This is a genomic window from Actinomadura spongiicola (assembly GCF_003432485.1).
GTDB lineage: Bacteria > Actinomycetota > Actinomycetes > Streptosporangiales > Streptosporangiaceae > Spirillospora > Spirillospora spongiicola.
Genome location: NZ_QVNQ01000004.1, coordinates 102,361 through 125,688, shown reverse-complemented (window position 1 = coordinate 125,688; position 23,328 = coordinate 102,361). Strand labels below are relative to the sequence as shown.

Sequence of the window (23,328 nt, the reverse complement as noted above, 5' to 3'; positions counted from 1 at the left end):
GGCACCTCAACCGAGAAGGCGCAGCACCTGCAACGGCAGCACCCGGACCGGACGCTCCCGCCCCGGGGACTCGGTGACGGGCCTGCTGCCGCAGAGCGCCTCCACCACGTGCGCGCCCAGCGCGCTGTCGATCGGATGCGGGACGGGCACGCCGTTGGAGTCGAGCTTCGAATACCTCGCGAGGTTGGTGGTCAGGGAGATCTGCCGCGCCCCGCCCGCGGACGACAGCGACTGAGTTCCGGACCCGAAGACGGTGCCGTCGTGGCCCCAGAACGTCCCGCACGGCAGTTCGGTCGAGTAGAGCCCGAGACCGTAGTTCTTCAGCACGTTGCCGTCCGCGTCCTTGACGGGGACGGTGCGTCGCATCTGCGCCAGCGCGTCCTCGCCGATGAGTTCGCCGGTGAGGAGCCTGCGGTAGAAGCGGTTGAGGTCGTCCATCGTGGAGACCAGCGCGCCCGCCGTCCACGCCCAGCTCACGTCGTACGTGCTGTAGTCGCGGGGCGGTTCCACGTGCTGGTAGAGCGACTCGTACAACCGCGAGTGCGGGCCGGAGACGCGTGCGCGAGACGGGAAGTAGGTGTGCTTCAGCCCCGCCTTGCCGATGACGTTCCGGTCGATGTACCGCTCCGCGGTCGTGCCGGTCACCTTCTCCAGGAGCCGTCCAGCGATGACGTAGTTGGTGTTGGAGTAGGAGTAGCGCTCGCCCGGTTCACCGGTGCGCGGTGCCTGCATTCCCCAGGTGATGAGCTGCTCCGGGGTGAGGCGCCGGAACCGGTTCTCGTCCAGGCTCTCGGGCGAGAGGTCCGACAACGAGGGGAACGCCAGGAGCAGGTAGTCGCCGAGGCCGCTGGTGTGGTTGAGGAGCATCCGCACGGTGACCTGCTTGCCGTGCCGTCCGGGAAAGACGTCGGGCAGGTACCGGCCGACCGGTGCGTCGAGTTCGAGGCGGCCCTTCTCGACCTGTTGGAGGATCGCCGTCGCGACGAACGTCTTGGTGATGCTGCCGACACGCTGTCGCATGTCCGGCTTGACGGGTCGCCGTGTCTGGACGTCGGCGACACCGGACGCTCCGTTCCACGCGGTGCGCCCGTCCTGAGCGGCCGACCATGTCCCGTACATGCCCGCGTCGTGCGCGGCGTCCAAGGTGGCGCGCAGCTTCGCCGGGTCGAACGGCCCCGTCGGCGGACGCGCGAGCGCCACACCGGCGGGGGCCGCCGGTCCGGCATTGCCCTGTCCTACATTGCCCTGTCCTGCGTAGCCCTGTGCAGGATTGCCCTGTGCGGTGGCCGCCGCATGGGCGGGCGTCACCGTCAGCGCCAGTGTGACGACGACCGCGGCACCCCAAGCCGCGGCGATGTCGGCGAGCCGTCCCCGTAGGTCGAACCGCTTCGCCATGGTCCTCTTCTCCAGTTATGTGCACACCCACAGTGAGTTTCTCGGGGAGTCTCCTCGCTGTCATCCGACCCCGGAAGGAGATTTCTCACTCCTTCCGGACACGGCGCGGCCTTCGGGGGGCGGGCGGGTCAGCCGAGCAGGTCGGCCAGGGTCTCGCGGCGGGACGGATGCCGCAGCTTGTGCATGCCCTTGGACTCGATCTGCCGGATCCGTTCGCGGGTCACTCCGTAGACCTTGCCGACCTCTTCGAGCGTCTTCGGCTCGCCGCCCGCCAACCCGAACCGCATCGAGATGACGCCCGCCTCGCGTTCGGTGAGCGTCTCCAGCACGGCGTCGAGCCGTCCGCGCAGCATCGAGGACGCGACGACGTCGGCGGGGTCGCCGCCGTCCGGGTCCTCGATGACGTCGCCGAGCTCGCCGTCGCCGTCCTCGCCGAGCGGGGTGTGCAGGGACAGCGGCTCACGGGCCTGCCTGCGCAACCACTCGACCTTCTCCGGCGTGACGTCGAGCTCGACGGCCAGTTCCTGCGACGTCGGCTCCCGGCCGAGGTCCTGCATCATGCGCCGCCGGACACGCGTCATCCGGTTCAGGACCTCGACGACGTGCACGGGGATGCGGATCGTGCGACTCTGGTCGGCCAGCGCGCGGCTGATCGCCTGCTTGATCCACCAGACGGCGTAGGTGGAGAACTTCAGACCGCGCCGGTACTCGAACTTCTCCACGGCGCGGATCAGCCCGAGGTTGCCCTCCTGGACGAGGTCGCCCAGCGGCAGTCCGTGGCCCATGTAGCGCTTGGCGAGCGAGACGACGAGGCGGAGGTTCGCCTCGACCATGTGCTCCTTGGCGCGCTGGCCGTCGGCGGCGATCCATTCCAGGTCCGCGCGGTCCTGGAGGCTGAGGTCGTCACCGAGGGTCTCCAGGCGCTCGCGGGCGAACAGCCCGGCCTCGATGCGTTTGGCGAGGTCGACCTCCTGCTCGGCGGTGAGCAGCGCGGTGCGACCGATGCGGGAGAGATAGTCCTTCATCGGGTCGACGACGTTCACGGTCGTGCGCTCGACGCGCGCACGAGCGGGCGCGCCGCCCGCGGGCGCGCGGTTCACGGTCGCACGGGGGGGCACGCTGGGCGCGTCGCTGGCGTTCAGGGCGGTGTCCTTTGTTCGTCCGGCCGGGAGGGAACGGGTCACCCGTTCTCAGTACCCGATCGTGGAACATCCTGAACCAGGCGACGCATTTCAGCTTTGGACGACGAGAAGAAGATCCCCCGCCTGAACCGGGGTCGTCCCGGGTACGGCGAGGCGGACGACGACGCCGGACACGGGCGCGGTGATGGCGGCCTCCATCTTCATCGCCTCGATGGTGGCGACCACGTCCCCGGCGGCGACCTCGTCGCCCTTGGACACGCGGAGCGTCACGGAACCGTCGAACGGCGCGGCGACATGGCCGGGCTCGTCCGGGTCGGCCCGCTCGACCGGCGGCACGTCCGACACCACGGACTTGTCGCGGACGGAGAGCGTGCGGAGCTGGCCGTTCACCGTGCAGATGACCTGCCGCACCCCCGCCTCGTCGATGTCGCCGACCGCTTCCAGCCCGGCCAGCACGCGTACACCGGGTTCGAGGTCGAACACGACCTCGTGCCCCGCGCGGAGCCCGTAGAGGAACGGGCCCGTGGGAAGGACGGACAGGTCTCCGTAGGCGGCTCGGGCCTCGCGGTAGTCCTTCGCGGGACCGGGGAACAGAAGGCGGTCGAGGGTGTCGCGGACCTCGGGGCCGTGCAGGGCCTTCTCTTCCGCGCCGTCCAGTTCGGCGCGGGCCGGCGTGTACTGGCGTCCGGCGAGGGCCTTGGTGCGGAACGGCTCGGGCCATCCGCCCGGAGGGTCGCCGAGTTCGCCGTTCAGGAAACCGATGACGCTGTCGGGAATGTCGTAGCGCTCCGGGTTCTCGGCGAAGTCGGCGGGGTCGGCGCCCGCGGCGACCAGGTGCAGCGCCAGGTCACCGACGACCTTGCTGGACGGGGTGACCTTCACGAGCCGTCCGAGGATCGCGTCGGCCGCCGCGTACAGACGCTCGATCTCCTCGAAACGGTCGCCGAGCCCGAGCGCCACGGCCTGCTGCCGAAGGTTCGACAACTGCCCGCCCGGGATCTCGTGCTGGTAGACGCGGCCGGTCGGCGACGGGAGCCCCATCTCGAACGGCGCGTACAGCTTCCGGACGGCCTCCCAGTACGGCTCCATGACGGTCAGCGCGTCCAGGTCGATCCCGGTGGCGTGGTCGGTGGAGTCGGTCGCGGCGACGATCGCCTGGAGTGGCGGCTGGCTGGTGGTGCCGGAGAGCGGCGCGGCGGCTCCGTCCACCGCGTCGACACCGGCTTCGATGGCGGCGATGTAGGTGCCGATCTGGCCACCGGCCGTGTCGTGGGTGTGCAGATGGACGGGCAGGTCGAAACGCTCACGGAGGGCCTTGACGAGCGTGCGGGCGGCCGGTGCGCGGAGCAGTCCCGCCATGTCCTTGACGCACAGGATGTGGACGCCCGACTCGACGAGTTCCTCCGCGAGGCGCAGGTAGTAGTCGAGCGTGTAGAGCCGCTCGTTCGGTGACGACAGGTCGCCTGTGTAGCAGAGGGTTCCTTCGACGAGCGCGTGTGTTTGCAGTGCGGCGTCGATGGCCGGACGCATCCGTTCGACGTCGTTCAGCGCGTCGAACACACGGAAGATGTCGACACCGGTAGTGGCCGCCTCCTTGACGAAGGCACGCGCCACCGAGTCGGGGTACGGGGTGTACCCGACGGTGTTACGGCCGCGCAGGAGCATCTGGATGCACAGGTTAGGAGCGGCGTCACGGATCGCGGCCAGTCTGTCCCAGGGCGACTCGCCGAGGAAGCGAAGCGCGACGTCGTACGTCGCGCCGCCCCACGCCTCGATGGAGAGAAGCTGCGGGGTCATGCGCGCGAGGTAGGGCGCGGCGGCGAGCAGGTCGTAGGTGCGTACCCGGGTGGCGAGGAGCGACTGGTGCGCGTCCCGGAAGGTGGTGTCGGTGACGGCCAGGGCGCTCTGGGACCGGAGCCGCTCGGCGAACGCGCGGGGGCCGAGCGTCAACAGCCGGTCTCGTGAACCTGTGGGGAACGGGCCGTCGAGGGAGAGGGGCGGCAGCTTCGTCGCCGGGTCCAGATGGGTGGGCGCGTCGCCGTGCGGCTTGTTGACCGTCACGTCCGCCAGGTACCGGACGAGTCGTGTCGCGCGGTCACCGCTCGACCGTGCCGTGAGCAGCTCGGGATGGTCGGCGATGTAGGACGTCGTGACGCCGCCCGCGCGGAAGTCCGGCTCGTCGAGCAGGGCACGCAGGAACGGGATGTTCGACGCGACGCCCCGGATGCGGAACTCCGCGGCGGCCCGCCGCGCCCTGCCGACGGCCTCCTCGAACGTCCGTCCGCGGCAGGTCAGCTTGACCAGCAGCGAGTCGAAGTGCGGGGAGATGATCGCGCCGCCGTACGCGGTGCCCGTGTCCAGGCGCACGCCCGCGCCGCCGGGCGACCGGTACGCCGAGATCTTGCCCGTGTCGGGACGGAAGCCGTTCGCCGGGTCCTCGGTGGTGATGCGGCACTGGACGGCGAACCCGCTGACCGTGACCTCGTCCTGCGCGATGCTTAGGTCGGCGAGCGTCTCACCGCCCGCGATGCGCAACTGGCTCTGCACGAGATCGACCCCGGTGACCTCCTCGGTCACGGTGTGCTCGACCTGGATGCGCGGGTTCATCTCGATGAAGACGTGCTCGCCTTGTTCGTCCACGAGGAACTCGACGGTGCCGGCGTTCACGTATCCGATCTCGCGGGCGAACTTCACCGCGTCCTCGCAGAGCCGCCGCGCCACGTGCGGGTCCAGCCTCGGCGCCGGGGCGATCTCCACCACCTTCTGGTGGCGGCGCTGCACCGAGCAGTCCCGTTCGCGCAGGTGGACGATGTGCCCGGCGCCGTCGGCGAGGATCTGCACCTCGATGTGGCGCGGGCGGTCCACCGCCTGTTCCAGGAACACCGTCGGGTCGCCGAACGCGCTCTGCGCCTCGCGCCGCGCGGTGTCGACGGCCGCCTCAAGGTCCGCGCGGTGGTCGACGCGGCGCAGCCCGCGCCCGCCGCCGCCCGCCGCGGCCTTCACGAACAGCGGGAACCCGACCTCGTCGGCCGCCGCGAGTTCCCCGCCCGGCTCGGGCGTCGCCGACCGCAGCACCGGCAGGCCCGCGCGCCGCGCCGCCGCGACCGCCTCGATCTTGTTGCCCGCGAGGCTGAGCACCGACGACGGCGGGCCCACGAACGTGATCCCGTTGCGCTCGCACGCCTCCGCCAGCTCCGGGCTCTCCGACAGGAACCCGTATCCGGGGTACACGGCGTCGGCGCCGACCCGCAGCGCGGTCTCCACGATGCCGTCGACGTCCAGGTAGGCGCGGACGGGATGGCCGTGCTCACCGATCTCGTACGCCTCGTCCGCCTTCTGCCGGTGCAGGGACAGCCGGTCCTCGTGCGCGTAGACGGCGACGCTGGCGATGCCGAGTTCGTAGGCCGCGCGGAAGGCGCGGACGGCGATCTCGCCACGGTTGGCGACGAGCAGCTTCGTGATCACGTGACTCTCCAGGAGACGGCGACGCGGAGGTCCGTCCGCGCCCGCCGGAGTTCGCGGGAGCGCGCCGCACCGCGGCGGAACGGACCGTGGGGACGGTCCCGGTGTACGTACCCAGTTGAGCGGTCGCGGCAGCCTGGAACCCGCACGAGATCGTCAGCATTGCTTCGGAATTCCGCTAAGAAGGAAGATCTTGCGATTTTTCGTTGACGTCGGCGGCCGTCCGTTCTCGTCGATAAGGTGTCCGGCCAGGCTCGCTGTGATCAGGGGGGGACGGCCGTGCGGCTGCCGGAACAGCTGGAACTTCTCGTGTCCGACGAACCCGTCATCGACCTGTACGCCGCCGGGCCGTGGCGCGTACCGGACGGCCTGTACGAGGAGATCCGGGACCGTGTCGACGCCCTCGTCAAGGACCCCCGCTGCGTTGCGCTGACGACGGACCGGCACGCGATGATGACCAACCCCGCGCCACTGGTCGCCGCCGAGATGATCAGCACCCTCGCCTACCTGCCCGGTGCCGCCGCCGTCTACTCCGGAACCTTCAGTCACCTGTACAGCGAGCTATTCAGGCGCTACCTGGACGGACCGGCGGACACCGATCACAGCAGGGACGGTTGGAGCGCTCTATCGGGCGAGTTCCGCGCGTTCGAGTGGCTGGAGGACTGCGGCGACCAGGACTTGGCGCTGACCCTGGCGCGCGAGTCGCTCGGCGTCTTCGAGGGCCTGGAACCCTTCGAGTCCCGCCGCCGGGCTCTGGTGGAGCTGTACGAGAACCCCCCGCCCGGCGACTGGCTCAAGCTTCCGCTGGACCAGCGACGGGACCTGTGGGCGGCGCGGGCGAGCGACGACGTCGTCGCCGCGCTGCCCGAACTGGCCGGGCCCATCGGCCACCTGGAATGGGTGTGCTCGGGTCTGCTGCCCGTCCACGAACACCTGCGCCAGGTCGCCCCCCACCGCGAGACCGCCGACGACCTGCTCGTGCGCCTGCTGCTCCAGGCCGGTCTGGAGCAGGTGCCCGCCGAACTGTCCGTCGTCCTCACCGAGGACCGGTACGGCGAACTGCTCGGACGGTTCGAGGACGCACGCGACTCCTTCGACCGGGAAGCGTGGTCGCTGGACGAGTGGGCCTGGCTCGCCCGTGCCGTCGGCGCCGGTGCCGTCGACGCCTGCCGCGGCTGGCTCGACATGGCGATGCGCTTCACCGGCGCCGTCCAGGGACTTCCCGGTCCGCCGGTCGGCCCCGACCGGGTATGGATCCCGATCCAGGGGTTCCAGGAGGACGTCCGGCGGCTGTTCGCCCCGCGCCGCCGGATCGTCAACCCGCTCGCCGCGAACCTCGGCGCGTCCCGGTCCCGCCCGCGCGGCGCCCGCGGCCGGACGAAGGTGGAGACCGGGCTGATCGGCCAGCCGGAGGTCGTCGCCGCGCTGGAGGACATCGCCAACGGGCCGGGACCGGTCCGGCTGATGATCGTCGGTCCGGACGGCACCGGCAAGCGCGACGCGGCCCAGGAGATCGTCCAGCTCGTCCAGCGGCACGGCATCACCGACCCGCCCCTGTGGCTGTCCGACGACTTCTTCGCCGGCAAGGAGATCTCGGCCGCCACGTCGCAGCTGTACAGCGAGGCCCGCGACAGCGACGGGGTCCGGCTCATGGTCATCGACGGTCTCGACGACATCTCCAGGGACGAGCGCAGCGGCGAGGCCAGCCTCGAACAGCTGCACCGGGCGATCGACGTCCATGACGACCTGCACGTCGTGGTGTTGTGCGAGCCCGGCGGCGACGACCTGATCCGCGACCTCAACCCCGGGCTCGCGTTGCGGTTCCAGGTGGTCCGCACGCACCCGTTCACCGCCGAAGGGCACGCGGAACTGTTCAACCGGGCCGTCCAGCAGCGCGGGGCGCGTGCGCACAAGCGCGCCCTGACGGCCGCCGGGCGGGTGCTCGCCGACGCGACGCCCGTCCGGAACCTGCGCAACGCCCGGCTCGCGCAGCGCCTCGCCGACATCGTCGTGGACTCGGTGCGCGAGCGGACCGAACCCGGCCAGGAACTGGTCGTCAGGCATTCCGACATCCCCGCGTCGTTCGACTCGCCCGGCGCCGACCCGATGGCCGAGCTGGAAGCCCTCACCGGCCTCGGCGCCGTCAAGCACGAGATCGAGCTGATCGTCGCCGGCGCGAAGGCCGCGAAGCTGCGCCGGGACGCGGGGCTGCCCGCCGCCGACGCGCCCGCCAGGCACACCGTGTTCACCGGCAGCCCCGGCACCGGCAAGACCGTCGTCGCCCGGCTGCTCGCCCGCGTCCTCAAGGACCTCGGCGTGCTCTCGTCCGGGCATCTGGTCGAGGCGTCCCGGTCCTCGCTCGTCGGCACCTACATCGGCGAGACCGCCGTGAAGACGCGGAGCGTGGCGCGGCGCGCCGTCGGCGGCGTCCTGTTCATCGACGAGGCGTACTCGCTGGTCCAGGAGGGCGTGGACGAGGACTACGGTCCCGAGGCCATCGCCGAGCTGCTGAAGTTCATGGAGGGCCACCGCGACGACTTCGTCGTCGTCATCGCGGGCTACGAGCGCGAGATGCAGCGGTTCATGGCGTCCAACCCCGGTCTCGCGTCGCGGTTCCCCAGCACGGTCCGCTTCCCCGACTTCACCGACGCCGAGCTCATCGAGATCTTCGAGGCGCGGGCCGCGGCCACCGGGCTGCGCCCGGAGGCGGGCGTGCGGGACCGGGTCGCCGAACTCCTGCGCCGCGCGCCCCGCGGTCGCTCCTTCGGCAACGCCCGCGCCATGCGCAACCTGTGCGAGCGCGCGACGGCCCTCCAGGCCCGCCGCGTGACCGCGCTGACCGACCCCACCCCGGAGGACCTTTCGGCGCTGCTTCCCGAGGACGTCCCGGACACGCTCTCCGGCGCCGCCCGCGTCCGGCCCGTCACCGACCCGCTCGCCGAACTGGACGCCCTCGTCGGCCTCACGGACGTCAAGCAGGAGGTGCGACGGCTCGCGGCCGAGGTCCGCGCCGCCGACCTGCGCCGCTCGGCCGGGCAGCCGGTCGGCGCGCCGACCCGGCACATGGTGTTCACCGGCAACCCGGGGACGGCCAAGACGACCGTCGCCCGTCTCGTCGCCGCCGTGTACGCCGACCTCGGCCTGCTCTCGTCCGGGCACCTTGTCGAGGTCTCCCGCGCGGATCTCGTCGGGTCCTACACCGGTCAGACGGCCCCGCGCGTGCGGGCCGCGGTCGAGCAGGCCCTTGGGGGTGTCCTGTTCATCGACGAGGCGTACTCCCTGACCGGCGACGCCTACACGCAGGAGGCCGTGGCCACGCTCGTCCAGCTCATGGAGGAGTACCGCGGTGACCTGGTCGTCATCGCGGCGGGCTACGAGCGGGAGATGAACGCCTTCCTCGCCGCCAACTCCGGACTCGAATCCCGGTTCCCGAAGCGCATCGCCTTCCCCGACTACTCCGACGACGAGTTGGTCGAGATCTTCAGCCGCCTAGCCGGCGCGGAGGGCCTCACCCTCGCCGCGGACGTGCCGGCGCGGCTGCGCGGCCTGCTCCGGGACGTGCCGCGCGGGCCGTCCTTCGGCAACGGGCGACTCATCCGCAACCTCCTCGACCGCGCCGTCGCCGCGCAGTCCGAACGCCTCGCCACGTCGTCGGACGCGGACGAACTCCGCACCCTGAAGGCCGAGGACCTGCACATGACCGGGCCGGAGTCCCCGAAGGCACCGGGCATGTACCTCTGACCGGCACCGCCGTTCGCGCCGGTCGCCGCCACGGCGGCGGCCGGTTCCACACGGCGCCCAATTGGAACGATCACTCGGAATAGCCCAAAAGACCTTGCGGTTGCAACCAACGTGCGAGATCCGGTCGGCCGGGTAGCACTCAGGTCCAGCCCCCATGGAGGTCAACCGTGCCGAGCAGCATTCCGAGGACCCGCCCCCACTCCCCCCGCGACCGGATGAAGACCACCTCGCTCCGTGCCCTGGTGGTCGCCGCGCGCCTGGAACAGAACCATGCACAGGAGGGTCCGCCGGGCAAAGCAGACGGCCGGGCGGAACGCGGCACCCGACGCCCCAGCCCCGACCCGGCCTGACCCACCACCACGACCCCACCGCCACCGCGGGCACCGCAATCCCGTCCGGTGGCGTCGGTACGCCCGGCAGGCGTCAACGAGGTTCGGAGTTCGGCGTGTCGAAGGCGGCGTGGACGGCGGCGCGTGTGCGTACCGGTCCCACGTTCTCGACCATCGCGGTGAGATGCTCCGCGCCGAGGGCGGCCAGTAGGGCGTGTGCCAGCGCCTCCGCGTCGGGCACGGTCTCGTCCAGCAGAATCGTCAGGTGCCGGTGCCAGAAGCCGTAGGCGCCGATGCGGTAGCGCGCGCCCGGCGAGGCCGTCTCCGACATGCGGACCAGGGACAGGTGGTCCAGCACGTAGTCCAGGTAGGCGTCGACGAAGGCGTGCAGGCGTTCGGACGGCCGGACGGCCGTGTCCGCGCCGCCGGGGCCGAGGGGGGCCGGGCCGGACAGGATCGCGTTCTGCAGGTCGCGTTCGCGCTCGTTCAGGAGGGCCGCGGCCAGGCCCGCCTTGTCGCCGAACCGGCGGAAGAGGGTTCCCTTGCCGACGCCCGCGGCCGCGGCGATCGCGTCCATCGAGACCGACTCGACGCCATGGCGGGCGAAGAGCGCGGCGGCGGCTTCGAGGACCTTGACCCGGTTGCGCGCGGCGTCCGCCCGCTCCCGGGGCGGCGGCGTCCGCATCAGTTCCAGGTCGACGCGTCTCCCACCGGCCGGACCACGGTCCATGGACATCCCCTCCCCCATATACGGACTGTAGTCCTTTTAGCGTCGCGGTACCACCCTGGTGATCAACCGCCGTGCAAAGCACATATCATCATCTGGCCTAGGCTGGTGCACTGCCGATCAGCCGAAGGCGACGGGAAGCGAGTGGTGTGACGGACAGGACGATGCCGGACGCCCTGCCGCTGCGGTCGGGCGATCCGACCCGGTTGGGCGGGTACGAGATCCTGGGCCGCCTCGGCGAGGGCGGGCAGGGATCGGTGTTCCTGGGCCGTCCGGCCAGTGAGACCGAATTCCGTCCGGCCGATGACCCCGCCGGGGACTATGTCGCCATCAAGTTGTTGCACGGCGGTCTCGCCGGTGAGGACGCCGCCCGGGCACGCTTCGTCCGGGAACTCGAAGTCGCCAAGCGCGTGGCGCGGTTCTGCACGGCCCAGGTCATCGACGCCGACGTCGCCGGTGACCGGCCCTACATCGTCAGCGAGTACGTCCGCGGCCTGTCCCTTCACCAGGTGGTGCGCACGGACGGCCCCCGCACGGGCGGCGCTCTCGAACGGCTCGCCATCAGCACCCTGACCGCGCTCACGGCGATCCACCAGGCCGGGATCGTCCACCGCGACTTCAAACCCCACAACGTGGTGATGGGCCCGGACGGGCCCCGCGTCATCGACTTCGGTGTGGCGCGCGCCCTGGACGCCGCCGGCGAGACGCAGAACGTCGGCACGCCCGCCTACATGGCGCCCGAGCATTTCACCGGCGGCCAGGTCAGCACGGCGTCGGACATGTTCGCCTGGGGCTCGACCATGACCTTCGCCGCCACGGGACGTCCCGCCTTCGGCAACGACGAGATGGCCATGGTCATGCACCGGATCCTGACCGGTGAACCGGATCTCGGCGACCTGTCGGGGCCGATGCGCGACCTGGTCGCGGCGTGCCTGGCGAAGGATCCCGCGCTCCGTCCGACGGCGCGGGAGGCCCAGGAGCGTCTCGTCGGCGCGGCCAGCGGCATGTCCGCGTCCGCGACCCCCGTGTCCGCTCCGCCCGTGCAGCCGCTGCCCGCCTTCCCGGCGATGTCCCAGCACACCCCTCCGGCTTCGACGGGCCCGCGGGCCGATTCGGTCCTGCCGTCCGACCGCGTCACGGACCCCACGGGCCCCCGGCACAGGACGGCACCGCACCCCCATCCCTTCGCCGAGCAGCCGCCGCCCCAGGGACCCGGCGGGTACGCGCAGGGCACGCCGTCCCCTGGTCCTGGGAGGGGCGACGGGAGGCGCGGACGGCTCATCCCGGTCGCGGCGGCCGCGGCGGTGGCGGCCGTCATCGCGGGCGGTGCCGTCTGGGCGGCGACGAGCGCCGGTGCCGGCGACGGCAAGGACCAGCGGGCGGCGTCCGGCGACGACCAGGGGGCCCGGGGCGGCCCCGGGACCGTGGCGAGCCCCGGCGGCGAGGCCCGGAACCCGGCGGACACCAAGCCCGGACAACCGAACGGCACCCGGAGCCGGAACCCCGCGAACCCGAACTCGTCCAAGAAGCCGGGCACGCCACAGGACGGCGGCTCCACACCGTCGAGAGGCGGCGGAGGCGGCGGCACGGCCCCCAAGGAGCCGGCGAACAAGTACAGCCCGCAGCAGGTCTGCAACAGCGGCGGCCATGGGAGCGGCTACTACGTGCAACGTTCGCTGGGCGTTCCCGGCGGCACCGCCTATCTGCTCTACAACAGCTCCACCTACAACTGCGCGGTCACGATCAAGACGCTGAAGGTGGGCACGAAATCACCGGTGTCGACGTGGATCCAGAAGAAGGGCGGCAGCAAGATCGCCGACAGCGGTTCGTTCGCCTGGTACGCGGGGCCGGTGTACGTGCAGGCGCCCGGCACGTGCGTCCGGTTCGGCGGTAACGGCGGTACCGCGCCCTACGGCAATTGCGGCTAGACACAGAAGGCGCACGCGCGGCGCGTGCCCTGAAACGAGAAGGCCACCCTCATTGCGGGTGGCCCTTGTTCGTCGGCGGACGGGTCGACATTCGGTTCACCGGGTCGACCCGTCGCCGTTCGGCTGACCGTCGGGCCGCTCGCCGAGGTAAGAACCTCGTTCTCCTGTAGCACGCTCGGGCGGCGGCCGTTCGCCGGTCATCGGCTTTCGTTGGCGGTCTTCAGTTACTGGATGCGATGAGATGGTCGAAGTCGCCGTCCTTGGCTCCAAGGATGAGCGCCTCGATCTCAGGGCGGGTGTAGATCAGAGCGGGACCGTCGGGATGACGGGAGTTTCGCATCGCCACCTGCCCGTCGGGCAGTTCGGCGATCTCAACACAGTTCCCCTGGGAATTGCTTCGCCGGGACTTCAGCCACCGGGCCCCGTGAAGGTTGGCGGCCGGCATCCCGTTGTCGTAGTCGGTTCGGAGCATCATGTCTCTCTGAGAAAATCACCGAGAAGCTCGACGGTGCTCTCCGGGGTCGCACTGTCGACGCACAGACGTTCCATCGCCTGCAGATAGGTGTCGACGTCGTCGCGCCTGTCCAGGTACATCGCGCCGGTGAGGTTCTCGACGTAAACCACGTCCGGCAGGTCCTGCTCGGGAAAGCGCAGGATCGTGAACGCGCCTCCCTCGGCGGCGTGGCCCCCGAACTTGAACGGCATGATCTGGATGGTGACGTTCGGCAGTTTCGACATCTCGATGAGGTGTTCGAACTGTCCCCGCATCACCTCCGGGCCTCCGATGGGACGCTTCAGCGCCCCCTCGTCCACCACCGCCCACAGGCGCGGTGCTTCCGGGCCCGTGAGTCGTTCCTGCCGTCGCAGGCGAAGTTCCACGCGTTGTTCGATCTGTTGTGCCGTGGCTCCGGCGTTGCCCAGGCGGATCACCGCTCGCGCATACCCCTCCGACTGCAGCAGTCCCGGGACGAACTGCAGTTCATACGTGCGGATCATCGCCGCCGACTCCTCCAGACCGACATAGGTCTGGAACCAGTTCGGCAACACGTCGTTGTACCGGTGCCACCATCCGGGGGTGTTGGCCTCCCGCGCAAGCTGTAGCAGCGCCTCGCGTTCAGTCGCGTCGCTGACGCCGTACAGCGAGAGCAGGTCGTCCACGTCTCGTTCTTTGAAGCTGACTCGCCCCAGCTCCAGGCGGCTGATCTTCGACTCCGACGCGCGGATGACGTAGCCGGCGTCCTGACGGGTCACGCCCTTCTGCTCACGCAGACGGCGAAGTTGTGACCCGAGCAGGATCCGGCGAACCGTCGACCCGCTTCCCGGCGTCTCTGGAGTCACGCCCAACCTCCCGGCTATTCGGCGGACAGCGAACCTAGTGTGTCACTGGCGTCTGTGTCCTGCGGCTACCTCCGATCACTTCCGTGGCGTCCGCGCCTCCCCGCACCCTCCCGGCGCAGATGCACGTGCATTGGGCCTTGCATTCGCACGCTACGATGCGCAGGATAACGCACGAGACTTCCGAGCACGGCTGCACAACGAGATCACTCTGCGGGGTCCGGTTGGAATGACGTCACGCCATGCGCACGACGACACGCGGTGGGAGCTCGGCCCCGTAGCGGGGCCGGCCGACCCGTACGACCGCGCCGCGCCGTCGGCCCCCGTCCCGGAGGCCTCCGACCTGCCGCCACGCCTGGACGCGGCCGTCAGGGAGCTGACCGAGCTGCGGGGCGCCACGGTCTCCTACACCGTCGAACCGGACCCGGAATCGGTCACCGCCGCCCGTCACTTCGCGGTGTCCCGCCTGCTCGAATGGCGGCTGCCGAACCTGGTCGACGACGTGGGCCTCGTCGTGTCCGAACTCGTCACGAACGCCCTGCGCCACAGCGGGGGGACGAGCGGTCGGCCGGGCGACGCCGTACACCACGAGGGCGTGTACGGCGACCCGGCCGACCCACTCGGCTCCGCGCCGTCGGCGATCAGGCTGCGGCTCGGCCTCGACACCCACTGGCTGCTCTGCGGAATCTTGGACGCGAGCCGTGCCGCGCCCCGCCGAAGGGAACCGGACTACATCGCCGAAACCGGGCGCGGCCTGCATCTCGTGGAGTCGTTCAGCGCCCGATGGGGGTGGCGCACGCTGCCGCGAGGCAAGGTGGTGTGGGCACTGTTCCACACCGCCTGAACCGGGGCGTAACGGCGGGCCACACGGGTAACAAGAAGTTCCCCACCCGGGTCATGAGGAGATGACCGGCAGAGAGGAGCATCGGTGGAGTTCGCCGTCGAGCACCGTGTCGAAAAGGGCCTCACGATCGTGAAGATCAACGGTGAGATCGACGTCTTCACCAGTCCTCGCCTGCGGGAAGCCCTGCTCGACATCATCGACAACGGCGGCTCCCACCTGGTCATCGACCTCGGCGAGGTCACCTTCCTCGACTCCACCGGCCTCGGCGTGCTGGTCGGCGTCTACCACCGGCTCCGCGCACGCGACGGCTCCATGTCGTTCATGGGCGTCAACGACCGGGTGCGCCGCGTCTTCCATGTCACCCAGCTCACCAAGATCTTCGTCCTGTACCGGTCACTGGACGACGCCATCGCCGCCCACGAGTCCGCCACCTCGTGAACGCCGGCCGCGCGGCCTCCTGACGCCACCTCCGTCGCGGCGTCTCCACTCGTCCGACCGTGGCCGCTCCGGTCACGCCGTCGCAGCCGGTCGCCGAAGTCATCCACAGTTCACGCGGACGCGCCCACGGCCGCGCCCACCCGGTACGGTGAAACCGAGATCAAGCCCGCCGCCTGGGCATGTCCCGCCGAGCGCGCGGTGCTGCAGCCGACCCATCGAACGGACGGGAGCGCTCCGTGGCAGAACAGCCGCTGCATGAGCACACGCTCGGCAATGGCCTCCGGGTGGTGGTCTGCGAAGACCATGTCGTACCACTGGCCGCCGTGAACATCTGGTACGGGGTGGGCTCGCGGCACGAGCGGGCCGGCCGCACCGGCCTCGCCCACCTCTTCGAACACCTGATGTTCCAGGGCTCGGCGAACGTCGCGGAAGGCGAACACGCGGCGCTGCTGGAGAGCGCGGGCGCCGCGTTCAACGCCAGCACGTCCTTTGAACGCACCAATTACTACGAGACGGTCCCGGTCAGCCATCTGGAGCTGGCGCTGTGGCTGGAGGCCGACCGGATGGGCACGCTGCCCGCCGCGCTCACCCAGGCCAACCTCGACAACCAGCGCGACGTGGTGAAGAACGAACGGCGCCAGCGCTACGACAACCAGCCCTACGGGACGGCGTTCGAGCGGCTGTGCGCGCTGACGTTCCCCGAGCGGCACCCGTACGCGCACACCCCGATCGGCTCCATGGAAGACCTGGACGCCACGACGCTCGACGACTGCGCCGACTTCTTCGCCACCTGGTACGCGCCGGGCAACGCCGTCCTGTCCGTCGTCGGCGACGTCGACCCGGAGAAGACCATCGCGGCGGTGGAGCGCTACTTCGGCGGCATTCCCACGGGCCCGGAGAAGCCTCCCGCCCGGTCCGGTGAGCTCGGCCCGCTGACCGGGGTCCGCGAGGAGCTGCTGGACGAGGACGTCCCGTCCCCCGCCTACTTCGCGATGTTCACCCTGCCCACCGACGGCGGCGACGACGTGGAGGCCGCCGAGCTGGCGGTCGAGATCCTCGGCGGCGGCTCCGGCTCCCGCCTGTACGACCGGATGGTGCGGCGCGACGAGATCGCCACCGAGGTGTGGGCGGGCGTGACCCGGTTGGCGTCCGGCCCGTCCCTCGCGATCGTGGACGCCGTCGGGCCGGAACCGGACAAGATCGCCGCCGTGCTGGACGAGGAACTCGAACGGTTCGCCGCCGAGGGCCCGGACGCCGACGAGACCGCCCGCGCCACCGCACAGGCCGAGCGCGGCTTCCTGGAGCAGACCGAGACCGTCACGGGGCTCGCCAACGCCCTGTCGCAGAACGCCACGCAGTTCGACGACCCGGCCCGCGTCTTCACCGCCCCCGGCCGCGCCGCCGCGGTAACCGCGGACGCGATCAAGGAGATGGCGGGCCGGTGGCTCGGGCCGGGCGCCCGCACCGCCCTGACCTACGGAGGCGCCTCGTGAGCACCGGACTGAACCTCCAGCCCCGTCCCGTCCCGGGGCCCGTCCCCGCGTGGGCGTTCCCGGCCGCCACCGCGGGCCGTGTTCCCGCCGGTCCCGGCACGCTTCGCTGCGACCTGCCCGGACGGCGCCTGGCCGCCGTCCGGCTCGTCCTGCACGCGGGCGCGGGCCGGGAACCGAACGACCTCGACGGCGTCGCCACCCTCGCGGCGCGCGCACTGCTGGAGGGCACCGAGCCCGGCGGCGGCACCGCCCTGACCGCCGCGTTCGAACGGCTCGGCGCCAGCCTGTACGCGTCCGCCGACCTGACCGCGCTGCGGATCGCGCTGGACGTCCCGGTGACGCGGCTCAACGAGGCCCTCGACCTGTTCTCCTCCGTGGTCCGGCGCCCCGCGCTGGACGACGCCGACGTCCGCCGTCTCGTCCGCGAGCGCCTGGAGGAGATCGCGCAGGAGGACGCCGACCCCGGCACCCGAGCCATGCGCGAGGTGCGCGCCGTGATGTTCCCGGCGCGGGCCCGCGCGTCCCGTCCCACCGGCGGCTCCCGCGCCTCGGTCGACGCGCTCCAGGGCTCCGACGTCCGCGACTTCTACGCCTCCGTGGTGCCCGCCGAGGCCACCGCGGTCGTCGCGGGCGATCTTTCAGGGGCGGACGCCGACGCGGCGCTCACGGCCGCCCTGACGGGCTGGGCGGGCACCGGTGGGCTGCCCACCGCCGACCGGATCATGCCCGAGTCGGCCGCCAGGATCGTCGTCGTCGACCGTCCCGGTTCCGTGCAGACCTACCTCGCCTTCGGGCACGGCGTCCCCGACCGTTCCCACCACGACTGGCCGTCACTGACGGTCGCCTCGCACGTCCTCGGCGGCGGCCTCACGTCCAGGCTCAACGCGGTGCTGCGCGAGGAGAAGGGCTACACCTACGGAATGCGGGCGGGCCTGCTGCGCATGCGGCACTGCGGGGTGTTCATCGCCCAGGGCGCCGTCCACACCGAGGTCACCGCCGACGCCGTCACGGACGCTCTGACCGAACTGCGCGGCATCGTCTCCCGGGGCATCGACGCCGACGAGCACGGCGCGTCCGTCCGCGCCCTCGCCGACCGCGCCCCGGCCGAGTACGAGACGGCCCGCGCCGTCGCCGCCGAACTCGCCGACGTGTCCGCCAGCGGCCTCGGCGCCGACTACCCCAGCGCCTACCTGGCCGCCGTCCGCGCCTCCACCCCCGACGGCGTCGTCCACGCCTACCGCGAACACATCGACCCGGAGGCCCTGACCGTCATCGCCGTCGGCGACGCCGCCCAAATCCGCGAACCCTTGGAAAAACTCGGCTACGCCCCGGTGACCATAACCGCCAAGGAGTAACTTCCCCCGCACCCTAAGAACGCTGCGACCACCCACACCGTCGCACAACCGCGAAAACCATTAGGCACCCCACGCAGCTCAGCTGCACACTTCGAGACGCGGTGAGCAGCCGAAACGTCGTGCGGTACACCCGCCCCGGCGACTTGAGCGTCGCCGGGGCGGGGACGGAAGACGGGCGTAGGCGGGGGGCGTTGCGCTGGGTGGGCGGGTGGCGAGTTGGGATGTCCTCGGGTGAAATGGGTGCGGGATCCGCTCGCGGGGTGAACCAGTGGCATGGTGGAGTGAGTCCCATATGTATGGGCCGGAATCCGTGACCGGGTGTCGCGGAAAGCCGTGCGCACGACTGGTGCGAGGAACGTCCTCGCCGTCGGGAGAAGGGAACGGCCGGTGTCCTACGGACAGATGGCAGGCGGCGGGCCGTCCGTCGACACGATCCTGTCGGAGCCGAACTGCAAACCCGGCGGCGTCGTGGCGGGCAAGGTGCACCTGCGCGGCGGTGCCGGACCGGTGGAGATCCGCCATGTGACGCTCGCGCTCATGCCGCGCATGCAGAACGGCTACGGCGGTGAGACGGCCGGACCCGAGGTGTACCGGGGCGCCCTTACTCGGGGGTTCCGCTTGGACGCCGCGCAGCAGCGCGACCTGTCGTTCTCCATTCCGCTGCCGTACGAGCTGCCGTTCACGACCGTGCTCGGCCACGAACTGCCCGGCTTCACCATCGGCATGTGCACGGAGGTCGACGCCAAGGGGCAGCCCGACCCGGGCGACATCGACCCGATCTCCGTGGAGCCGCTGGAGTCGCAGCAGTGGGTGCTCGCCGCGATCGCCCGGCTCGGCTTCCAGATCACCAACGTCACGTTCGAGTCGTCCAAGCTGAGGGGCGTCTCCCAGCAGCTTCCGTTCCACCAGGAGATCCATCTCAACCCGCCGTCCGCGTACGCGGGGCGGATCGAGAAGGTCGGGCTGAGCTTCGTCGCCAGCCCGCGCAGCATGGCCTTCGTGCTCCGCGCCGAGGACCGCAAGACCCCGACGGACGAGTCGTTCGGCGTCTTCCAGGTGTCGCACGCGGAGGCCGCCGAGACCGACTGGAACGCCAAGATCAACCAGTGGCTTAAGGCGGCGGTCGCGCTGCCGCGCTCGTCCCGTTCCGGCTCGGCCGGCGGCGCCGCCCATGGGAGCCCGCTGCCGCCTCCGGGTGGCGGGTCGCCGTTCCCGCCGCCACCACCGGCGGCACGGCCCGCCGCGTCCTACGGCGGGCCCGGAGACTACGGTCACCCGGGAGGCGCGCACGTCCCGCCGCCCGCGCCCGCTCCGGGCCACGCGCCCGCGGCCATGCATTCCCCAGGCCACGCGCCGCCGCCCGGACCGGCCCGTCCACCGGGTCACCACCCAGGGCAGGCGTTTCCGCCGCCGCCTCCGGGCGGCCTCCCCGGCCACGCCCCCATGCCGGGTCATGGCGGCCCGCCGCTTCCCCCGCCGCCCGGTCACGCCCCACCTCCCCCTCACCACCCGCCCGGCCACGCGCCGCCCGGCGGCCCACCGCCGCCCCCGATGCCCGGGCAGGGAGGCGCCTACCCGCCGCCGCACGCCGCGCCACTCCCGGCGGGCCCCATGCCCTACCCGCCCGCGGCGCACGGGCACCCGGGGCAGCCGCCCGCGCACGTCCACCACCACGGTCCGCCCGGCCACCACGGGCACCGCGGGTACGGCGCCGCCGCCGGTGTGGTCGGTGGTGCCGCCGCGGCCGGGATCGCGGGCGGCATGGCGATCGGCGCGATGGGCGACGCGGCCGGATACGCGCAGAACGCGGCGGGTTACGTCGCGGGCCATCCCGTGGACGCGTTCGGCAACGCGATCGCCGGATACGCGGGCCAGGCCGCCGGCCAGATCGCCGGGAACGTCGCCGCCGACGTCGCCGGAGGGGTCGCGGGCGATGTGGCCGGGGAGATCGCGGGTGGCGCCGCGGAGATCCTCGGCGGCCTTCTGGGCGGCCTTTTCGGCTGACCGGCAACGCGCCCGATGGTTTCCGGTGGCGACACGCCACCGGATATTGCCGGGCCATTCGGACGAGATCCGCCGCGCTCTCGGTTAATCGGGCCGCGGATGGTTATCGTCGTGACCATGACCACCGTGATCCTGGTGCTGCTCTGCCTCGCGATCGCCGGACGCGAACTGTACCTGGCGTCCGACAAGCGGCTGCCCCGCGCCCAGGCGGAACTGCGTGAGCTGCGTGGCCAGGTGTCGGAGCTGGCGCGCCGCCACGACACGCTGAAGGCGGTGGTGGACGAGGCGACCGAACCCGCCGGCATCCCGATCCCGCCGCAGCACCCCGAGGACCCGCCCACCGATCTTCTCGACCGGCTCGACTCCATCACCGGCCGGGTGGAGCGGCTGGAGAAGCAGTTCGGCGACCTGTCCGGCGAAGTCGCGGGTCTCGACCTCGACCGCGAGGCGCAGCGCGCGCTGGCCCGCTCGCTGGACGCGGTGGAGCGGGACGTCGTGGAACTCCACCGGGAGATGCTCGACCGCCTGGACCGCGAGGAGGGCGTCGTCACCGGCGTCCTGCTCAGCGAGGAGGGCGAGGCGGAGACGCTGCTCGCCGGCGCCTACGAGCGCTGCGCCGCCGAGTACGGGCTCCGGGTCCGGGTCCGCGACCAGCGCGCCGCGCAGGCCACCGGCACCTACCGCGGAACGGTGTACCACCTCTCGGGTCGCCGCCCCGAGGCGCTCGCCGAAGACCTCCTCGCCCACGTCCGCGGCATGGACTCGCCGGACGATCCGACCGCCCTCAACGCGCTGCTCGCCGAGCTGGCGGCGTTGCGCGGCGGCGGCGTCGTCCAGTTCGGCCCGTTCACCGCCGCTGGAACGGCGGACGCGCTCGTCTGCGGCGTCGTCCCGGACGGTGACGCGCCGCCCGCGCCACCGCGGCAACTCGTGGACCTCATCCGCGCCCTTCCCACGGACCGGCAGAGCGACCTGTCCTGGCTGCGCCCCGACGAGTGATCAAGGCCGGACGAAGCGCGACAGGCCCTCCGTCCGGTCCACGCCGAACGCCAGCAGGCACCGCGGCACACGCGCCACGTCGACCTGGAGGCACAGCCCGAGCCCGAGGTCCGGGTCGACGACGACGACATGCCGCAACGCCCGCAGCGCCCTGCGCGCCCGAACCCGTGTCTCCGGACGCGCCGCCTCATGCAACGTGTCCGTGATCATCTGGCTCGCGTACCGCCACAGCGCCGCCGAGTCCAGCACCCGCACCCCCGCCGACCGCAGGTTCGCGACGATCACGACACCGGTGTCGTCGTCCTCGACGTCGTCCGGCACCGGCAGCACATGGTCACCCGCCAGGGCACGCGGCGCCCGCGGCCCGCCCACGGCCCGGTGGTACCGCAGCGGATCGAGCGTGTCGATGACGAACGCCCCCGCGTACGGCCTGGACGCCCGCGGCGGCGCCGTCCGCCCCGCCAGCGGCGCCCGGACGGCGCGCACACCGAGGTGGGCGCTGAGGTCGAACACCATGCCCGCGTCGTCCAGCCACAGCGGGACACCGAGCCTGACCGCGGCCCTCCGGTCGGCGGCGTCCACCATCCGCCACAGTTCATCGGTCCGGCGTGACAGCGTCGCCGCAAGGCCGAGCCCCGGGAACGCTCCGTCCAGCACCGCGAGCGTCGCCCGCCAGGTCGCACCGCCGACGAACTCGGCGACGAACGCGTCCGCCTGTGCCCGGCGCCGCCCCGGATCCACGATCGCCCGCGGACGCGGCAGCGGATCAGGCTCCGTCACCGAGGGCGGCGCGACCGCCAACCCCTTCCCGGGCAGGAACGGCTCGTCGACCCGCTCGTGACGTCCCCCGGTCCGCCCCCATGACGGCGGCGCCTCCGACGCCCCGGCACCCGCCTCCCGCGACGCGCTCCCCGCGTCGCGCAGCCCCCAGGACAACGGATCCTCCTCCGCCCCATGGGGCCTCCACCCCGACGACGCCCGTCCACCCGACCCTGAAGACCCCGAAGCCCCACCGGCCAACGGCTCAGCCGCCGATGACCCGCCCAATGATGAACGCCGCCCTCCCCCACCGGACGACGCCCCGGCCGCCCCATGCGGCACCCAACCCGACGATGCCCCACCGCCCGACGACGGTCGCGCGTCCGAAGCCAAGGACTCCGAAGCCTCACCGCTCGACGGCTCACCTGACCCGAACGACGCAGCCGCCGGCTGCTCCCCCGACGCTGAAGGCCGCGCTCCCTCGCCACCCGTCGATCCGGTCGCGCCACGCGGCGCCCACCCCAACGCCCCACCGGCGGATGAGTTCCGCACATTCGAAGCCGAAGCCCCCGTGCCCTCATCGGTCGGCGTTTCAGCAGGCGCCCGAGCCGCCGGTGACTCCCCCACCGGCACCGAAGGCTCGCCCGATACTGGACGCCGCCCTCCCCCACCGGTCGACGACTCGGCCGTCCCATGCGGCACCCAACTCGAAGCTGACCCACCACCCGCAGACGGACGCGTCTCCGAAGCCTCACCGCTTGACGGCCCAGTTACCCCGAACGGCGCAGCCGCCGGGCGTTCACCTGACGCTGGACGCCCTGCCTCGGCAGTCGGTGGTTCGGGCGGGCGGGGCGGCGCCCAACCCGACGGTGACTCACCCGCCGACGACGGGCGCGGGTCTGCGGACGCGGGCCGCCAAGCCTCACCGGTCGACGGCTCAGCTGACCCGAACGGCGGAGGCGCCGGTCGTCCTCCCGACTCTGGAGGCCGCGGTCCTTCGACGGGCGGCTCGGGCGGGCGGGGCGGCGCCCAACCCGACGGTGACCCACCCGCCGACGACGGGCGCGGGTCTGCGGACACAGGCCGCCAAGCCTCACCGCTTGACGACTCAGCTGACCCGAACGGCGGAGGCGCCGGTCGTCCTCCCGACTCTGGAGGCCGCGGTCCTTCGACGGGCGGCTCGGGCGGGCGGGGCGGCGCCCAACCCGACGGTGACCCACCCGCCGACGACGGGCGCGGGTCTGCGGACACAGGCCGCCAAGCCTCACCGCTTGACGACTCAGCTGACCCGAACGGCGGAGGCGCCGGTCGTCCTCCCGACTCTGGAGGCCGCGGTCCTTCGACGGGCGGCTCGGGCGGGCGGGGCGGCGTCCACCC

General features: G+C 71.9%; 15 protein-coding genes and 1 pseudogene. 9 read left to right on the top strand and 7 right to left on the bottom strand.

Annotation, left to right across the window (positions count from 1 at the left end; translation table 11 throughout):
- Positions 1–6: 6 nt before the first annotated feature.
- From D0T12_RS13345 to D0T12_RS13335, 3 genes and pseudogenes are all read right to left on the bottom strand, one after another.
- A complete protein-coding gene (locus D0T12_RS13345) occupies positions 7–1,395 on the bottom strand; it encodes a serine hydrolase domain-containing protein (protein ID WP_117399885.1) in 1,389 nt (462 codons plus the stop codon).
- Positions 1,396–1,523: 128 nt separating this feature from the next.
- Positions 1,524–2,426 (bottom strand): annotated as a pseudogene (locus tag D0T12_RS13340) (RNA polymerase sigma factor); the annotation flags it as partial.
- Positions 2,427–2,627: 201 nt separating this feature from the next.
- Positions 2,628–6,002, bottom strand: a complete 3,375-nt coding sequence (locus D0T12_RS13335; RefSeq protein WP_117399884.1) for a pyruvate carboxylase — start codon at positions 6,000–6,002, stop codon at positions 2,628–2,630.
- A 276-nt stretch (positions 6,003–6,278) separates the two neighbouring features.
- Between D0T12_RS13335 and D0T12_RS13330 the strand changes: the two genes are divergently transcribed.
- Entirely contained in the window at positions 6,279–9,740 is a 3,462-nt protein-coding gene (locus tag D0T12_RS13330) for an AAA family ATPase (RefSeq protein ID WP_117399883.1), read from the top strand.
- A 167-nt stretch (positions 9,741–9,907) separates the two neighbouring features.
- A complete protein-coding gene (locus D0T12_RS34855; RefSeq protein ID WP_147339492.1) occupies positions 9,908–10,090 on the top strand; it encodes a hypothetical protein in 183 nt (60 codons plus the stop codon).
- Positions 10,091–10,163: 73 nt separating this feature from the next.
- Here the strand turns inward: D0T12_RS34855 and D0T12_RS13325 are convergent, their stop codons facing one another.
- On the bottom strand, positions 10,164–10,817 hold the full coding sequence (locus D0T12_RS13325) for a TetR/AcrR family transcriptional regulator (RefSeq protein ID WP_233526038.1): 654 nt from the start codon (positions 10,815–10,817) through the stop codon (positions 10,164–10,166).
- 128 nt (positions 10,818–10,945) lie between these two features.
- Here D0T12_RS13325 and D0T12_RS13320 point away from each other — a divergent pair, with 128 nt between their 5' ends.
- Positions 10,946–12,724 (top strand): serine/threonine protein kinase, encoded by a 1,779-nt coding sequence (locus D0T12_RS13320; RefSeq protein ID WP_233526037.1) that lies wholly within the window; start codon positions 10,946–10,948, stop codon positions 12,722–12,724.
- Positions 12,725–12,944: 220 nt separating this feature from the next.
- Here D0T12_RS13320 and D0T12_RS13315 read toward each other — a convergent pair whose 3' ends face one another.
- Both D0T12_RS13315 and D0T12_RS13310 read right to left on the bottom strand, forming a co-directional pair.
- Positions 12,945–13,199 carry a DUF397 domain-containing protein gene (locus D0T12_RS13315; RefSeq protein WP_407642083.1) on the bottom strand — a complete coding sequence of 85 codons (255 nt, stop codon included), beginning with the start codon at positions 13,197–13,199 and terminating at the stop codon, positions 12,945–12,947.
- A complete protein-coding gene (locus D0T12_RS13310) occupies positions 13,196–14,017 on the bottom strand; it encodes a helix-turn-helix domain-containing protein (RefSeq protein ID WP_407642086.1) in 822 nt (273 codons plus the stop codon). Before D0T12_RS13310 ends, D0T12_RS13315 begins: the two co-directional genes overlap by 4 nt.
- 271 nt (positions 14,018–14,288) lie before the next feature.
- Between D0T12_RS13310 and D0T12_RS13305 the strand changes: the two genes are divergently transcribed.
- From D0T12_RS13305 to D0T12_RS13280, 6 genes are all read left to right on the top strand, one after another.
- Positions 14,289–14,903 (top strand): ATP-binding protein, encoded by a 615-nt coding sequence (locus tag D0T12_RS13305; protein ID WP_233526036.1) that lies wholly within the window; start codon positions 14,289–14,291, stop codon positions 14,901–14,903.
- A gap of 84 nt (positions 14,904–14,987) precedes the next feature.
- A complete protein-coding gene (locus D0T12_RS13300) occupies positions 14,988–15,341 on the top strand; it encodes an STAS domain-containing protein (protein WP_117399880.1) in 354 nt (117 codons plus the stop codon).
- A 236-nt stretch (positions 15,342–15,577) separates the two neighbouring features.
- Entirely contained in the window at positions 15,578–16,834 is a 1,257-nt protein-coding gene (locus D0T12_RS13295) for a M16 family metallopeptidase (RefSeq protein WP_117399879.1), read from the top strand.
- Positions 16,831–18,189 (top strand): M16 family metallopeptidase, encoded by a 1,359-nt coding sequence (locus tag D0T12_RS13290; protein ID WP_117399878.1) that lies wholly within the window; start codon positions 16,831–16,833, stop codon positions 18,187–18,189. The genes D0T12_RS13295 and D0T12_RS13290 overlap by 4 nt, the downstream gene beginning before the upstream one ends.
- A 387-nt stretch (positions 18,190–18,576) precedes the next feature.
- The gene (locus D0T12_RS37155; protein ID WP_117399877.1) at positions 18,577–20,193 is read left to right on the top strand and encodes a sporulation protein; all 1,617 of its coding nucleotides are present in this window, start codon (positions 18,577–18,579) and stop codon (positions 20,191–20,193) included.
- Positions 20,194–20,310: 117 nt separating this feature from the next.
- Entirely contained in the window at positions 20,311–21,192 is an 882-nt protein-coding gene (locus tag D0T12_RS13280; RefSeq protein WP_117400409.1) for a hypothetical protein, read from the top strand.
- On the opposite strand, the gene D0T12_RS13275 is transcribed toward D0T12_RS13280, so the two are convergent.
- On the bottom strand, positions 21,193–22,128 hold the full coding sequence (locus D0T12_RS13275; RefSeq protein ID WP_117399876.1) for a hypothetical protein: 936 nt from the start codon (positions 22,126–22,128) through the stop codon (positions 21,193–21,195).
- Between the last annotated feature and the right edge of the window lie 1,200 nt (positions 22,129–23,328).